The 15,446-nt window shown below is 67.6% G+C and carries 14 protein-coding genes and 2 pseudogenes; 11 read left to right on the top strand and 5 right to left on the bottom strand.

Going from position 1 to position 15,446, the window contains the following annotated elements; genetic code table 11:
- Positions 1-34 precede the first annotated feature (34 nt).
- Entirely contained in the window at positions 35-1,744 is a 1,710-nt protein-coding gene (locus tag QLQ83_RS04370) for a sigma-54-dependent Fis family transcriptional regulator (protein ID WP_282734334.1), read from the bottom strand.
- 347 nt (positions 1,745-2,091) lie between these two features.
- Here QLQ83_RS04370 and QLQ83_RS04365 point away from each other — a divergent pair, with 347 nt between their 5' ends.
- The 6 genes from QLQ83_RS04365 to QLQ83_RS04340 all read left to right on the top strand — a co-directional run bounded on the left by QLQ83_RS04365 (position 2,092) and on the right by QLQ83_RS04340 (position 8,281).
- The gene (locus QLQ83_RS04365) at positions 2,092-2,475 is read left to right on the top strand and encodes a c-type cytochrome (RefSeq protein ID WP_282734333.1); all 384 of its coding nucleotides are present in this window, start codon (positions 2,092-2,094) and stop codon (positions 2,473-2,475) included.
- A 4-nt stretch (positions 2,476-2,479) separates the two neighbouring features.
- On the top strand, positions 2,480-3,025 hold the full coding sequence (locus QLQ83_RS04360) for a hypothetical protein (RefSeq protein ID WP_282734332.1): 546 nt from the start codon (positions 2,480-2,482) through the stop codon (positions 3,023-3,025).
- 31 nt (positions 3,026-3,056) lie between these two features.
- A complete protein-coding gene (locus QLQ83_RS04355; protein WP_282734331.1) occupies positions 3,057-4,607 on the top strand; it encodes an FAD-binding oxidoreductase in 1,551 nt (516 codons plus the stop codon).
- 35 nt (positions 4,608-4,642) lie between these two features.
- On the top strand, positions 4,643-6,109 hold the full coding sequence (locus QLQ83_RS04350) for an aldehyde dehydrogenase family protein (protein WP_282734330.1): 1,467 nt from the start codon (positions 4,643-4,645) through the stop codon (positions 6,107-6,109).
- Between the two features lie 70 nt (positions 6,110-6,179).
- Positions 6,180-7,088, top strand: coding sequence for a SphA family protein (locus tag QLQ83_RS04345; protein ID WP_282734329.1), 909 nt, complete (start codon positions 6,180-6,182; stop codon positions 7,086-7,088).
- Positions 7,089-7,192: 104 nt separating this feature from the next.
- Positions 7,193-8,281 carry an NAD(P)-dependent alcohol dehydrogenase gene (locus QLQ83_RS04340; protein WP_282734328.1) on the top strand — a complete coding sequence of 363 codons (1,089 nt, stop codon included), beginning with the start codon at positions 7,193-7,195 and terminating at the stop codon, positions 8,279-8,281.
- Positions 8,282-8,414: 133 nt separating this feature from the next.
- Here the strand turns inward: QLQ83_RS04340 and QLQ83_RS04335 are convergent, their stop codons facing one another.
- Genes QLQ83_RS04335 through QLQ83_RS04325 form a run of 3 tightly spaced genes read right to left on the bottom strand, consistent with a single transcriptional unit; the run spans position 8,415 to position 11,397 of the window.
- Complete coding sequence (locus QLQ83_RS04335; RefSeq protein WP_282734327.1) at positions 8,415-9,713, bottom strand: amidohydrolase; 1,299 nt, start codon at positions 9,711-9,713, stop codon at positions 8,415-8,417.
- Positions 9,714-9,731: 18 nt separating this feature from the next.
- Positions 9,732-11,192, bottom strand: coding sequence for a sodium:solute symporter family protein (locus tag QLQ83_RS04330; protein ID WP_282734326.1), 1,461 nt, complete (start codon positions 11,190-11,192; stop codon positions 9,732-9,734).
- The gene (locus QLQ83_RS04325; protein WP_282734325.1) at positions 11,185-11,397 is read right to left on the bottom strand and encodes a hypothetical protein; all 213 of its coding nucleotides are present in this window, start codon (positions 11,395-11,397) and stop codon (positions 11,185-11,187) included. Before QLQ83_RS04325 ends, QLQ83_RS04330 begins: the two co-directional genes overlap by 8 nt.
- Before the next feature lie 158 nt (positions 11,398-11,555).
- Here QLQ83_RS04325 and QLQ83_RS19485 point away from each other — a divergent pair.
- Both QLQ83_RS19485 and QLQ83_RS04310 read left to right on the top strand, forming a co-directional pair.
- Positions 11,556-12,479: pseudogene (locus QLQ83_RS19485) on the top strand (LysR family transcriptional regulator).
- 38 nt (positions 12,480-12,517) lie between these two features.
- Entirely contained in the window at positions 12,518-13,312 is a 795-nt protein-coding gene (locus QLQ83_RS04310) for a M48 family metallopeptidase (protein WP_282734323.1), read from the top strand.
- Here QLQ83_RS04310 and QLQ83_RS04305 read toward each other — a convergent pair.
- Entirely contained in the window at positions 13,309-13,521 is a 213-nt protein-coding gene (locus tag QLQ83_RS04305) for a type 2 periplasmic-binding domain-containing protein (protein ID WP_282734424.1), read from the bottom strand. The genes QLQ83_RS04310 and QLQ83_RS04305 overlap by 4 nt on opposite strands.
- A gap of 69 nt (positions 13,522-13,590) precedes the next feature.
- On the opposite strand from QLQ83_RS04305, the pseudogene QLQ83_RS04300 reads away from it, so the two are divergent.
- From QLQ83_RS04300 to QLQ83_RS04290, 3 genes and pseudogenes are all read left to right on the top strand, one after another.
- Positions 13,591-13,839: pseudogene (locus QLQ83_RS04300) on the top strand (FAD-dependent monooxygenase); the annotation flags it as partial.
- A 73-nt stretch (positions 13,840-13,912) separates the two neighbouring features.
- Positions 13,913-14,203, top strand: coding sequence for a hypothetical protein (locus tag QLQ83_RS04295; RefSeq protein ID WP_326521291.1), 291 nt, complete (start codon positions 13,913-13,915; stop codon positions 14,201-14,203).
- Between the two features lie 212 nt (positions 14,204-14,415).
- Positions 14,416-15,444: a TRAP transporter substrate-binding protein gene (locus QLQ83_RS04290; RefSeq protein WP_282734322.1), complete on the top strand. Its 1,029-nt coding sequence runs from the start codon at positions 14,416-14,418 to the stop codon at positions 15,442-15,444.
- Positions 15,445-15,446: the final 2 nt, after the last annotated feature.

The raw sequence follows: 15,446 nt of genomic DNA, 5'->3' as shown, positions 1-15,446 counted from the left end.
GGGGGTGATCCCCTAGCTGCCATACGGCCTGGCCCTACCGCATGCCGTGTTTCTTGAGCCGGTAGGCATAGGCGGCGCGGGTCATGCCCAGCCGGCGGGCGGCAGCGGTGATGTTGCCGTCGCTGTCGGCCTGGGCGGTCTCGAGCATGGTGCGCTCGACCTCCTCCAGGGTCATGCCGGCCTCGATCAGCGCACGGACACGCTCCCGCGGTGACGCCTCGTCGGGTGCGCCACCCGGCGAGGCGGTGAGCATGCCCGAGGCATCGAGGCCCTGGCCCTTCTCGCGCGCCAGGGTGGGGACCCGATAGTCGCCGAACAGTGCCTTCTCGGTGATGCGCTTGTGGTCGGCGGTGAGGATGACCCCCCGCTCGACGCTGTTCTTGAGCTCGCGGATGTTGCCCGGCCAGCGGTACTGGCTCAAGGCCGAGCGGGCCTGGTCGGAGAAGCCCAGGGTGCGGCGCTGGTAGTGGTGCTCGAAGCGTGACAGGAAGTGCTCCGCCAGGGTGGCGATGTCCTCGCGTCGCTCGCGAAGGGGCGGCACGGTCAGGGTGAAGGCGTTCAGGCGGTAGAAGAGGTCCTGGCGAAAGCTGCCCTCCTCGACGCGTCGCAGCAGGTCGGTATGGGTGGCGGCCACGATGCGCACGTCCACGTCCTGCACCGCCTGGGCGCCGACCCGCTCGATCTGCTGCTCCTGCAGCACCCGCAGCAGGGCGGCCTGGGCACGCGGCGAGAGCTCCGCGAGCTCGTCCAGGAACAGGGTGCCGCCGTCGGCCCGCTCGAAGCGTCCCATCCGCGACTGCACGGCGCCCGTGTAGGCCCCCTTCTCGACGCCGAACAGTTCCGACTCGATCAGCTCCGGCGGGATGGCCGCACAGTTGACGGCGATGAAGGGGCCCTCGGCGCGATGGCTCTGGTCGTGCAGGCGCCGGGCCAGGATCTCCTTGCCGGTGCCGGTCTCTCCCAGCAGCAGCACGGGGACCTCGGAGGGCGCTGCGCTGTCGAGCATGGCGAGCATCTCCTGGAAGGCCGGCGTCGAGCCGATGGGCGCCCAGTCCTCCTGGCCGCGGGTGCGGGCCAGGTCCCCCTCCAGGGTGGCGATGCGCGCCTGCAGCTCGTAGAGCTCATCGATCAGCGGCTCCTCACGGAAGTGCTCGGCGAAGGCCTCATGGTCGGGCCACTCCTCGGCCAGCTTGCCGACGATACGGCACTCGGCATCCCCGCAGCCGCGGCAGCTGACCTCGCGGAACTGCACCTCGCGGCCCAGCAGGTGGCTGGCATAGGCGCAGGCGTAACCCAGCAGGGTCCAGCAGACGGGCTCGGCCTGGGGCCCCCGCGGGCGCCAGACATCGACCTCGAAGGAGCCCTTCCAGATGAACTCGCTATAGAACCAGTCATTCTCCAGATCCATCTCCAGGTGCACCGGTACCGCCTGGACATGGCCCTGCAGGGCGTGCAGTTGGGGGCCTGCCAGGTAGCTCTCTTCCAGTGCCTGGTCGTCTCCCCTGAGTGACCTGCCGAGCTCCGCATCCATCAGTCCCGAATGGTAGCCCAGCCGCATGAAGAGCCCGCGGGCGCGCTCCATGCCCAGGGTGGTCACCAGCTCGTTGCGGAAGAAGGACGAGGCCGCCAGCGGCATCAGCAGCATGCGTTGCTCGCCGAGCCATATCTGGCCCTCCTCCGGCAGGAAGCGCAGGGCATCCATGAGGTCGCGGGCACTGGGGTAGTCGGGGGGTGAGGCGGACATGACGTCTTCCAGCTGTCGCGGATCAAGGCAAGAGGATATCACCCCCCGCCCCGAGGCGAGGGGGAGCGGGCTATTCTGATGAGGTGAAGCCTTCATCATTTGCGCAGGGGCTCACCAAATGGTTGAGCCATAGTATCGAACAGGTGTCCGCAATCCGGACAATTCGGTGCCTGGAGACTCGCCTAGTGCCCTGATGACAAGGTTTTTTCCGATAACGGCACGGTTCTTGACAGCTAATTGGCGTGGAGCCCGATGCTAACCTCTTGATTTATACCAAAGTCTAAGACGCTGGTGTCGGTGTGCTCCGAAGGCGACATGCCCTTGACGAACAGACGGGTGACACTGACATGCACAACACAACAACGGTGCCCTGCCGGCACCTCCCCTCGCTCAGACTCATGCCCCTTTCCCTGCTCGCGGCCCTGCTGCTGCCGGTGGCAGCCTCGGCAGCCCCCGACAGCGAGTCGGACGTTCGCGACCCCGCCGAGGTCTACCGCCAGGTCTGTGCCCACTGCCACGCCCCGGACAAGGCCGTCGGCCCCGAGATCACCATGGCCTTTCCCGAGGCGGCCCATGAGGCGCGGGGCAACTACATCCGCATGACCGTGCGCAATGGCCGGGCCGCCATGCCCGCCTTCCGCCAGGCCAAGATCAGCGACCCCGAGCTGGAGGCCCTGATCCAGGCCCTGGTGCGCGGTGACCTGGCGGCCGGCGCCGCGAACGAGGAGTGAGGCCATGAACCTGACACGTCGACAGTTGCTGAAGAACGGCCTGCTGCTGGGCTCCGCGGTGCCGCTCTCCCTGGGAGCCGCCTGGGCCGCCGAGCGCGGGCTCGCCGATGCACCGGTGCATGGCCCGATCCGCCTCTACGGCGCCGACCGCTCGACCACCGAGCTGGGGCTGGGGCTGCGCCAGCAGGGCTGGGCACCGCGCTACGAGGGCCGTCTCGACCCGCTGGCACTCAATGCCCTGCCTGCCGGCACCCTGGCGACCGGCTTCACCGACGAGCCGGGCCTGGTGCTGCTGACCAGCCTGCTGGCCGGGCGTGGTCGCGTGCTGGCGCTTGGCCGCCACGAGGCGGGACGCCACCAGCTGCTGAGCCATCGCGGCCCCGTCGCGGCGCCGCTGGCGGTCGAGGCCGGCAGCTGGCAGGCCGCCCTGGGGCGCGAATATGCCCGCCTGGCCCTGGCCGGCAGCACCGCACGCCATGCCCAGCAGTTCACGCGCGCCGCCAGCGAGGCCGTGAATGCCCGTGAGCTGAGCTTCCTGGTTCGGCTCTGAGCCCCCATCACAACAATCGAGAGACCCATTCATGAGCACGACACAGCGCATTCTTCCCAAGGGCGTGAGTGAAGCAGACTTCGATGCCGCCCTGGCCCGTTTCCGCGAGATCCTCGGCGCCGACAGCGTCCTGACCGAGAGCGACCAGCTCGCGCCCTATACCAAGATCATGATGGCCGGCGACGACGCGGACTACATCCCCTCGGCGGCCCTGCTGCCCACCACCACCGAGCAGGTGCAGGGGATCGTGCGCACCTGCAACGAGTACAAGGTGCCGATCTGGACCATCTCCACCGGCAAGAACCTGGGCTACGGCTCCGCCGCCCCGGGGGAGACCGGCCAGGTGATGCTCGACATGCACCGCATGAACCGGATCCTCGACGTGGATGCCGAGGTCTACACGGCGCTGCTCGAGCCCGGCGTGACCTACCAGCAGCTCTACGACCACATCAAGGAGCACGACCTCAAGCTGTGGCTCGACCCGCCGGCGCCCTCGGCGATCGCCGGACCGGTGGGCAACACCCTGGACCGCGGCGTGGGCTATACCCCCTACGGCGAGCACTTCATGTTCCAGTGCGGCATGGAGGTGGTGCTGGCCAACGGCGAGGTGGTGCGCACCGGCATGGGGGGCATCGAGAACTCCAGCTCCTGGCAGGTCTTCAAGTGGGGCTATGGCCCCTACATCGATGGCCTCTTCACCCAGTCCAACTACGGCATCGTCACCAAGATGGGCCTGTGGCTGATGCCGGAGCCGCCCGCCTATCGTCCCTTCCTGATCCAGTACCAGGATCCTGAGGACATCGAGGAGATCGTCGACGTGCTGCGCCCGCTGCGCATCGCCCAGATCATCCCCAACGCGGTGGTCATCGTGCACACCCTCTGGGATGCGGGCACCCATGTGGTGCGCAAGCACTACTACGAGGGCAGCGACTCCATCCCGCGGGAGGCCATCGAGCGCATCAAGGCCGATGAGGGCATCGGCGAGTGGAACGTCTATGCGGCGCTCTACGGCACGCCGGAGCAGATCGAGGTCAACTGGAAGATCGTCGAGCAGGCCTTCGGGGCGAGCGGCAAGGCGAAGATCATGTATGGCGAGGAGGCCGAGAAGCGCGGCGGCGGCTTCGAGTATCGCTCGGCGCTGATGAAGGGCGACATGAACCTGCAGGAGTTCGGCCTCTACAACTGGCGCGGGGGCGGCGGCTCCATGTGGTTCGCGCCGGTCTCCCAGGCCAAGGGCAGCGAGACGAAGGACCAGACCGAACTGGCCCAGCGGATCCTCGGCAAGTACGGCTTCGACTATGTGGCGGAGTACATCGTCGGCTGGCGCGACATGCACCACGTCATCGACCTGCTCTACAACCGCCAGGACCCGGAAGAGACCCAGCGGGCCCACGACTGTTTCGCCGAGTTGATCGACGAGTTTGCCAAGCGCGGCTACGGGCTCTACCGCACCAACACCGAGTTCATGGAGCAGGTCGCCGGCACCTTCGGCGAGCCGCTGCGCGAGGTGCATCGCACCCTGAAGAATGCCCTGGACCCCAACGGCATCCTGTCGCCCGGCAAGTCCGGCATTCGCTCGTGAGCCTCGGCCCGCGATATCCCAGAGGAGAGTGACCCATGAGTACTGCATACCGCGATTTCCATCTCCAGCCCATCGCCGGCGAGTGGCGCGAGGGCGGTAGCGAGCGCCGCACCACGGTGACCAACCCCTATGACGGCAGCGTGCTGCTCGATATTCGCCTGGCGGATCGCAGCGACCTGGACGCCGCCTTCTTGGCGGCCGAGAAGGCCCAGGCCGAGTGGGCAGCGACCCCGCCGGCCGAGCGCAGCGCCCTGCTGCAGCGGGTGGTGGAGATCTTCGATGCCCGCAAGGAGGAGATCATCGACTGGCTGATCCGCGAGGCGGGCAGCACCCGCCTCAAGGCCAACGTCGAGTGGGGCGCGGCCCGCGGCATTACCCAGGAGGCCGCCAGCATGCCGGGACGCGTCCACGGCATGACCCTGGCCTCCAACGTGCCGGGCAAGGAGAACCGCGTCTATCGCAAGCCGCTGGGCGTGGTGGGGGTGATCAGCCCCTGGAACTTCCCCCTGCACCTCTCCCAGCGCTCCATCGCGCCGGCGCTGGCGCTGGGCAATGCCGTGGTGGTCAAGCCGGCCAGCGATACCCCGGTCACCGGCGGCCTGCTGCTGGCTAAGATCTTCGAGGAGGCCGGCCTGCCCGCGGGGCTGCTCAGCGTGGTGGTGGGCGCCGGCAGCGAGATCGGCGACGCCTTCGTCGAGCACCGAGTGCCGCGGCTGATCTCCTTCACCGGCTCCACCCAGGTGGGGCGCGGAATCGGCCGCATCGCCAGCGGCGGCGAGCATATCAAGAAGGTCTCGCTCGAACTGGGCGGCAACAGCCCCTTCGTGGTGCTGGACGACGCCGACCTCGACCAGGCGGTGAATGCCGCGGCCATGGGCAAGTTCCTGCACCAGGGCCAGATCTGCATGGCCATCAACCGCATCATCGTCGACGAGAGCCGCTATGACGCCTTCGTCGAGCGCTTCGTGGAGAAGGTCAAGGGGCTCCGGGTCGGCGACCCGGACGAGATGGAAACGGTGGTCGGGCCGATCATCAACGCCAGGCAGCGTGAGGGCCTGGAGGAGAAGATCGCCACGGCCAGGCGGGAAGGCGCCAGCGTGCTGCTGGAGGGCGAGATCCAGGGGCAGCTGGTGCCGCCCCATGTCTTCGGCGATGTCACCCCGGACATGGAGATCAGCCGCGAGGAGATCTTCGGCCCGCTGGTCGGCATCCAGAAGGCCCGCGACGAGGCCCATGCCCTGGAACTGGCCAACGGCACCGAGTACGGCCTCTCCAGTGCTGTGTTCAGCGGCGACCTAGCGCGCGGCCTGCGCTTCGCACAGGGCATCAAGGCGGGCATGACCCATGTGAACGACATGCCGGTCAACGACGAGGCCCACGTGCCCTTCGGCGGCGAGAAGAACTCCGGCCTCGGCCGCTTCAACGGCGACTGGGCCATCGAGGAGTTCACCACCGACCAGTGGATCAGCGTCCAGCATTCGCCGCGCCCCTACCCGTTCTAAGCCCGACCGACGGCCTTGTCATCCCTCCCCAAGGGGTGGCAGGGCGAGCCAACAAGAGAGACAACACGCGATGAAGTATCCGACAACTGCCTGGCTGGCCGCCCTGGGCGCCAGCCTCGCCGCCACGCCCGCACTGGCCGTGAATGGCCATTACGTTCCGGGTATCGAGGGGCTGAGCGCGGCGGCCGCGCCGCCGGAAGGCCTCTACTACCGGGGCTATCTGATGCACTACGACATCGACAGCTTCCGCGATGCCAGCGGTGATGCCGCACCCGGGCGTAACACGGGGTCGGTCAATGCCTGGGCCCATCGCGTCATCTGGATGACCGGTCAGCAGTTCCTGGGGGCCGACTACGGGGTCGAGGCGATCGTGCCCATGCTCGATACCGAGCTCGACCTCGATGTCGCCGGCGGCCGGCGCTTCGAGGACGACGGCCTCGGCGACGTCTTCGTCGGCCCGGTGATCCTGGGCTGGCACGGCGAGCAGTGGGATGCCACCTTCGCCGCCGGCCACTGGTTCGACACCGCCGACTTCGATGCCGATAACCCGGCCTCGGTGGGCAAGGGCTACGGCACCACCATGCTCACCCTGGGCGGCGTCTGGCACCTCGATGCCGAGCGGCGCTGGAACATCTCGGCCCTGTCGCGCTACGAGGTCAAGACCGAGCAGGACGAGACCGGTGTGACGCCGGGGGACAGCTGGCTGGTGGAGTGGGGCCTCGGCCATCGCCTGGACAGCGGTCTGGAGCTGGGCCTGGTGGGCTACGACGCCTGGCAGCTGGAGGCCGATGCCGGCGCGCCGACCACCGCCAAGGCCGAGCGTCACGCCATCGGTGCCGAGGCGGGCTACCTCTGGCCCACGGCCGGGGTGATGCTCAAGGGCGCCGTCTACCACGAGTACGATGCCGAGGCGGGAGGACTGAAGGGGCTCGAGAGCGAGGGCGATACCTTCCGCCTGCAGTTCACCAAGTTCCTGTGACCGCTCCCGGAGGCTGCGGGTTGGCCTGCCGGAAGGAAAACAGGCGTTCTACCGTCCCTGCTCGGCCGTCGGCCGGGCGGGGCCTTCGAGGAAGGAGAGTATCCATGCAGATTCAAGCGGCCGTGACCCCGGCGCAGGGGAGTGACTTCGCGTGGCAGGCGGTGGAGCTGGCCGAGCCCGCCCTGGGCGAGGTTCGCGTGCGCATCGTGGCGACCGGTGTCTGCCATACCGATGCCGTGGCCAGGGATCTGGGCATCGCCCCCTTTCCCATCGTGCTGGGTCACGAGGGCGCCGGGGTGGTCGAGGCCCTCGGTGAGGGCGTGACGGGGCTCGAGGTGGGCGACCATGTGGTACTGTCGTTTGCCCACTGCGGCAGCTGTGGCCACTGCCTGACCGGCCATCCCACCGTCTGCGACACCTTCAACGAGCTCAACTTCGGCGGCGCCATGGACGACGGCGGCCACCGCCTGGCACGTGACGGCGAGGCGCTGGCCACCTTCTTTGGCCAGTCGTCGTTTGCCACCCACGCCGTGGTCAGCGCGCGCAACGCGGTAAAGGTGGACCCCGAGGTGGACCTGGCGCTGCTCGGCCCGCTGGGCTGTGGCATCCAGACCGGTGCCGGCACGGTGCTCAACCGGCTCAAGCCCGACTTCGGCACGAGCCTCGTGGTCTATGGCTGCGGCGCGGTGGGGCTCTCCGCCATCATGGCGGCAAGCATCACCGGTTGCCGGCACATCATCGCCGTGGATGTCCATGACAGCCGCCTCGAGCTGGCCCGGGAACTGGGCGCCACCCATGCCCTCAACGGCAAGCGCGAAGAGGTGGTCGAACGTATCCGGGAGATCACCGGCGGCGGCAGCGAGTTCGCGGTGGAGACCACCGGGGTGCCGGCGGTGGTGCGCCAGTCGCTGCAGGCGCTGCGCCCGCTGGGTGTCTCGGCGATCGTCGGCGTGACGCCCGAGGTGACCCTGGACGTGCACCAGGACCTGATGGCCGAGGGCAAGTCGATGATCGGGGTGATCGAGGGCGACTCCGTGCCGCGGGTCTTCATCCCACAACTGGTGGCCTACTACAAGGCGGGGCGCTTTCCCTTCGACAGGCTGGTGAAGTTCTATGCGCCCGAGCAGATCAACCAGGCCTTCGAGGACTCGAAGAACGGCACCACCGTCAAGCCGGTGCTGAAGATCGACTGACCCGCCGAGACCTGGTGGCAGGCGCCGCGCGACCGCCACGGCCAGCGCCCGACAGCCCACCAGCAACGAAGGGGGCGGCATCCAGGGATGCCGCCCCCTTTCCATTCTGCAGGGCGTCGCTGTCCGAGCGAGGCTACCCCAGGTAGGCGAGCGCCCCGGCGGCCATGGCCTCGATGCCGGTGCGCAGCGTTACCTCGTTGCCCGGGAAGTAGTAGGGCGAGTGGGGCATCTCCAGGTGGCGCATCTTCTCCACCATGCTGTTGCCTGGCGTGGCCTGCCAGCGCTCCTCGGGGGTCGCCCCGATGAACCAGTAGACGTAGGGGATATCCTCGCCACCGAAGCCCCCCGCCTGGGCATTGCCGAAGTAGGGAAAGTCCTCGCTGCCGTTGAGGCGCGGCATGGCGTAGAGGTTGGCCTCGCCGAAGTGTTCGCCGTGGGCCTGGCGCACCCGCTCGACCGCGGCGGGATCGTTGTGCAGGGCGAGGGTCTCGTTGAGCACGCGAAATTCCGGCGGCGTCGGGGAGCGGCCCGCCTCGCACTCGGCACGGATGATGCGCTCGATGGCCTCCACCACCTGGCGGTGCAGGGCGTTGTCGAAGCTGCGGATATTGATCTCGAGCTCCGCCGAGTGGGGAATGATGTTGGCCTGGGTGCCGGCATGCAGCTTGCCGACGGTGACCACCACGGTCTCCTCCGGTGGCACCTCGCGGGAGACGATGGTCTGCAGGCGCGTGACCACATGGGCGGCGATCACCACCGGATCCACCGTCTGGGCCGGCATGGAACCGTGACCGCCGGCGCCGTGGATGGTGACGGCCAGGTTGGTACAGGCGGCCATGGCGCCGCCGGCACGATGCCCCACGGTGCCCGCCAGGGCCGGCATGTTGTGCTGGCCGAGGATCACGTCCGGCCGAGCGAAGCGTTCGTAGAGGCCGTCCTCCAGCATGGCCCTGGCACCGCCGAAGATCTCCTCGGCCGGCTGGCAGATCAGCATCAGGGTGCCGGACCACTGGTCCTTGAGCCCGGCCATCACGGCGGCGGCCCCCACCACGCAGCTGCTGTGCAGGTCGTGGCCGCAGGCATGCATCAGCGGGACCGTGCCGCTCTCTGTCTCCGCCGTCCGCGTGCTGGCATAGTCCAGGCCGGTCTCCTCCTTGATCGGCAGGGCGTCCATGTCGCCGCGCAGCATCACCGTGGGGCCCTCGCCGTTGCGCAGCAGGGCCACCACACCGGTGCCGCCCACGCCACGGGTCACCTCGAGGCCGAGATGTTCCAGCGCCTCGGCGAGCCGGGCACTGGTGGCGTGCTCCTGGAAAGGCAGCTCGGGATACTGATGGAGCTGGCGATAGAGCGCCTGGACCGTCGCGAAGGCCGCGTCGGCCTGGGCGCCGATCGCCTCTTTCAGGTCGGGATCTTGGGCGTGCATGGTCATGAGAATCTCCCGTATCGATCAGTGATGTCGGCTGGCCAGGGACGGACCCTGGGCGGCGGGCTGGCTGAAGTGCTGACTGACGGCAACGACGAGGAGGTTGAGCAGGATCGCCCAGACCCCGGCATGCCAGCCCAGCGGAGAGCTCCAGACGAATTCCATCAGCAGATAGGCCACGCTGCCGACCAGGGCACCGAGCATCACGCTGGCGCGGCGCAGGCGCGGGAAGAACAGCGCGCCGATCACCATCGGGAACAGCTGGACGAGCAGGCCATAGGCCCCGAGCAGCAGCATGACCAGCGAGGCGGGGTTGATCAGCGCAAAGAGATAGGCAATCAGCGACAGCCCGAGCACGCTCCAGCGGGTGGCAGATACCGAGGCCTTCTCGCTGGCCCCCTTCATCACCGTGGGGCCGAAGACATCGCGTACGAGCACCACGGCCGCGGTATGGGCCAGGTTGGCCCCGGTGGACATGGCGGCCGCCAGCGCGCCGGAGAGCATCAGGCCGATGACCCAGGGCGAGAAGTTGGCCACATCCATCACCATGCGCAGCAGCACGGTATCGGCACGCGCCAGGGGCTCATCGGCGAACACCAGGATGCCGGCGAAGCCGATGAACAGCAGCGGGACCAGCAGGTAGGCATAGAGCGGATAGAAGACACTGACCTTGCGCAGGGACTCGCCGCTGTCCGCGGAGTAGAACTTCATGAACAGGTGCGGCCACATGGCGCCGCCGAAGGCGCTGACCAGCACGGCGGTACTGAAGTAGCCCCAGCTCATGTCGGTGGCGCCCGGCATGGTCAGGTACTCCGGCGCCGCCTGCTGGAGCTGGGCGAACATCTCGCCGACGCCGCCATAGAGGCGTTCGGGAATGGTAAGGCCGAGGAACCAGGCGATGGCGATCATCATGATGCCCTGCATCAGGTTGGTCCAGCCGATGCCGCTCAGGCCGCTGGCGAACACATAGGCGGCCACCACGAGGAAGGCCAGCAGGGCCCCCAGCCAGAAGGGTACCAGGCCATCGGTGGCCGCCTGGAACAGCAGGCCGGCCCCGGCGATCTGGATGGTCAGGTAGGGCACCAATGCCAGCACGCCGATGACCCCGGCCAGGATACCGAGCGGCTTGCTGCGGTAGTGGTCGGCGATCATGTCGCCCTGGGTGAGATAGCCGCGCTCGCGTCCCAGCTTCGCCACCCGCGGACCCAGGGCCCAGATGGTGATCGGCACCAGCGAGAGATACGCCAGGATATAGAAGCCCGGCGAGCCATGCTGGTAGGCCCAGCCCGGAGCGCCGAGGAAGGCGAAGGCGGAGAAGATCTCGGCACCGAGGATGAAGAAGAGGATCACCACGCCCACGTGCCGGCCGCCGGCGACATAGCCTTCCAGGCTGGAGCTTTCCTGGTTGCGCGCCCGCAGGCCGACCCACAGCACCGCGGCGAGATAGACCAGCGTGATGCCGACCACGATCACTGAATCACTCATGGCGGCCACCCCCGTGACGTACGACGAAGGCGATCCACATGCCGACGAAGAGCACCAGCATCCACAGGATGTACCAGAAGAACAGGAAGGGCAGGCCCAGCACGGTGGGCTCGATGCGGTTGGCGATCAGGGCACCGGGCCAGATCATGGCCAGGGTGCACACCGCAAAGTGCAACCCCGTCAGCAGGTGATAGGTCTTGTTCATGGGGATCGTCCAGCTCGCCGAGGGCGAGTCTTGTTATGGGTTGTCCCGAGACTATGAAACCCCTAGTGCGATAGAAAAAATATAGGTTTAGTATTGCTGACATGCCGTATTGTTATGGATAGAGTCGTAAGCACCCTGTATCTGTCGGCGAGGCAACCATGGAATTCCGCCAACTCCGCTATTTCATTGCCGTTGCGGAGACCGGTTCCATCTCCGCGGCCAGCCGCCAGGTGAACGTCGCCCAGCCGGCGCTGACCCGCCAGGTTAGACTATTGGAGGAGGACCTGGGCACCCGACTGCTGGAGCGTCATGCTCGTGGGGTCAGCCTGACGGTGGCCGGCCAGGCGCTCTATGACGAGGCCGTCCAACTTCTCGACACCCGGACCCGGATCCGTACGCGACTCGCCTCGCTGGGCCAGGGGCTGATCGGCAAGGTCAGCCTGGGGGTGACGGTGACCCACCTGTGGGTACCGGAAGTGGCCAGCCTGCTGAGGCGCTATCGCGACCGCTATCCACAGGTCGCCTTCGAGGTCTTCCCGCTGCTCTCGGGGCCGCAGCTGGAGCGACTGCGCGAAGGCAGCCTGGATGCCGGCATCCTCTACCTGGACGGTGGCGAATAGCCCGGCCTCGAGACTCGCCTGCTGCAGCGCGACCACCTGATGCTCGCCGTACCCGAGGCCTCGCCCTGGGCAGCAGCACCGCCGGCGAGCCTGAGCGAGCTGACGGAGGCCGACTTCGTGTGGGGCTTTCGCAGCGTCTCACCGGTCTACTACGACAGGGTGATGGCCCACTTCGCCCGCCTCGAGTTCGAGCCGCGGGTGGTGCAGTACGGCGCCGACAACATCACCATCCTCAGCATGGTGGCCGCCGAGCTGGGGATCGCCATCGTGCCCTCGGCCAGCAGCGCCCACTCCATGCCCGGCGTGCGCTTCCTGCATCTGGAGGAACTCACCGCCTGCGACATGCCGCTGTGGCTGGCCTGGCGGTCGAGCAACGACTCACCGGCCCTCCACAACCTGGTCGGCCTGGTCGATGAGGTGTTCGGATCAGGGGCCGTTTCTTCCACCGGCCAGCCCCGCTAGGCTGGCTTGTCCGGCCTAGTGACGAGAGGGACGATGCGATGCGCCTGCAGTGCCTGCTCTACCTGTTGCCCCTGATACTGCTGGCCGGTTGCGAGGAGACGCCCACCGGACGCTCCCAGCTGGCCCTGGTGCCGGACACCCTGATGGCCCAGATGGGCGGGGATGCCTTCGACCAGCTGCGTCGCGGCCAGTCGGTGTCCCACGACGCGGCCGTCAATCGCCGGGTGCAGTGCGTGGCCCGGGAGGTAGTGGCGGCCGCCGAGCTGCGCTACCCGACCGCCGAGCTGCCCGAGGCCTGGCAGGTCGTGGTCTTCGAGGATCCCTCGCCCAATGCCTTCGCCCTGCCGGGGGGACGCATCGGCGTGCACACCGGGCTGCTGCGGGTGGCCGAGACCCCGGCCCAGCTGGCGGCGGTGATCGGGCACGAGGTGGGTCATGTGCTGGCCGATCACGGCAACGAGCGTCTCACCCAGCAACTCGGCATCAAGGCCGTGCTGCTGCTGGTGGGGTTTTTCGGGGAGGGGGATCTGGGACAGCAGCAGCTGATGCAGGCCCTGGGCCTCGGCGCCCAGCTCGGCATCAGCCTGCCGTTCAGTCGCGCCCACGAGGAGGAGGCCGACCTGATGGGCCTGGTGATCATGGCGCGGGCGGGCTTCGACCCGCAAGAGAGCGTGGCGCTATGGCGCAACATGGCGGAAGCCGGCGGTGGCCAGCCGCCCGAGTTCCTCTCCACCCATCCGGCCCACGGCTCGCGAATCGAGGCACTTCAAGACGCCATGGAGGAGGCCGATGAGACCTATCGCCCCACCACCCCCGCCGACTGCGCCGGCTAATCGTGGCGGGCCTGCTCGGGACGTCGGCAAGGCCGGCACGCGGCGACGAAGTCGTCCAGGCCGGAGTTCCCCATGGCCAGGGGGTGGTCGCGACGCATCAGGCAGACATAGCGCTGCACGAAGAGCCCCTGCTGGTAGAAGCCGGCGCCGAGCTGGGGGATCAGGCCGATCGCCAGGTCGATCCGGCCATCCTCCATCTCCCGCTTCAGGTCCTCGTTCTGGCTGCGTACGGTGCTCAGCCGGATGCCGGGCGCCTGCTCGACTTCCTACTGGAATATATGCACAACACCCCCAGCCGCCTGCGGGTCAACTACCTCCACGAGACGCTCAAGGTGACGGTGCCCGAAGACCCCGGCGAGCGCGTCACGGTGAGGCTCAAGACACCGGAGGGCGAGAAGAGCGTTCGCGCCAGGTACGTGGTCGGCTGTGACGGTGCGCACAGCGTGGTGCGCGAGTCCATCGGCCGTGTGCCCCAGGGCCTCGGCGGACTGGACGTGCTGGCGGTGACCGACTTCCCGGACATCCGCTTCAAGTGCACGATCCAGTCCGCCGAGGCGGGCAACATCCTGCTGAACCCCGAAAGGGGCCGATCCCGACGCGATCTTCGACGTCCACGGCATCATCCAGCAGTCTCACCTGGAGGTGGACTGGGCCGACATGCATGCGCTGCTCAAGCCTCACAAGGGAGCCCTCGGGCTCCAGGACTACCAGAAGGCCCACGCGCCGGTACTGGGGACCGACCAGGACATCTTCGACCTGCGGGGCATCGACCGAGGCGCTGGCGCGCTGGTGGTGGTGCGCCCGGACCAGTACGTCTCGCTGGTGCTGCCGCTCGACGGTGTCGACGAACTCGACGCCTTCTTCTCCCGTTTCATGGTGGAGCCGAGCTGAGACTGAGGTAATCGCGCTTCACCCGCGATAGGAAGGGATGGGCCGGCATGTGACGATTCCGGTCTACCCCGTCTTGCTCTCGGAGCATCCAGTAAGACCAAAGTCGCTTTTCGCCTTAGAGGAGGGTGGTTTACCTTCGAGTCAGTGAAGCGAACTGATGTTCACTCTGCGAACGGACGCGCGAACACGATAACGATACCCGGAGGATGACCATGAAGACCAAGTTCACCGCCTGCCTGCTGGCCGCGTCCATCGCCGGCCTAGGAGCCGTTTCTGCCCAGTCGGCCACCACTTTGCGCATGGCCCACTTCTGGCCGGGCGCCTCGGGCGTCAACCAGGAGATCTTCGAGGAGTGGGCGGCTACCCTCGAGGAGGAGTCCGACGGTGAGCTCAGCGTCGAGATGTTCCCCTCCGGGACCCTGGCCAAGCCCGATTCCATCTACGAGGCGGTAGGCAACGGCATCGCCGATATCGGGGCCACCGCCCAGGGCTATACCGCCGGGCGTTTTCCGCTGTCGCAGATCGTCGAACTACCTGGAGTCGCGACCACCGCGACCCAGGGCGCCTGCGTGCTGCAGACCCTCTATGACGAGGGGCATTTGGACAGCGAATATGAGGACACCCGTCCGCTATTCTTCTTCACCACCGGCCCGGGCGGTATCCACACCATCGATACCGACGTCCAGGAGCCCTCCGATCTCGAGGGGCTGCGCATTCGTCGCCCCACCGCGGTGGCCGGCGAGATGCTCGAGAACATGGGGGCGAGCCCGGTGGGCATGCCGGCCCCGGACATCTACACCTCCATGCAGCGTGGCGTCATCGACGGCCTGAGTTTCCCCTGGGAAGGGCTGAAGGGGTTCCGGATCAACGAGCTTGTCGAGTACCACACCGAGGTGCCGTTCTACACCCTGATCTTCGTGGCCACCATGAATCAGCGCACCTATGACGGCCTGAGCCCCGAGCAGCAGGAAGTCATCGACGCCAACTCCGGCATGCGGTGGGCCGAGAATGCCGGCGAGGTCTTCGACCGTCTCGACGTGGAAGGCAAGCAGGAGGCCAAGGACGCCGGCCACACCATCCGCGAGATCGAGAATCCTCTGGAGGATCCGGACTGGCAGAAGCCGCTCCAGGACGGCATCGACAACTACCTGGCCGAACTCGAGGAGCGCGACCTGCCGGCCCGCGAGGTCTACGAGGCCGCCCTGGCGGCCAGCGAGTCCTGCGCCGCCGAACAGGGGTAAGG

This window comes from Halomonas rhizosphaerae (assembly GCF_030010555.1).
Lineage (GTDB): Bacteria > Pseudomonadota > Gammaproteobacteria > Pseudomonadales > Halomonadaceae > Halomonas > Halomonas rhizosphaerae.
The sequence above is the reverse complement of the archived record's forward strand: the minus strand, read 5'-3'. Positions and strand labels throughout refer to the sequence as shown.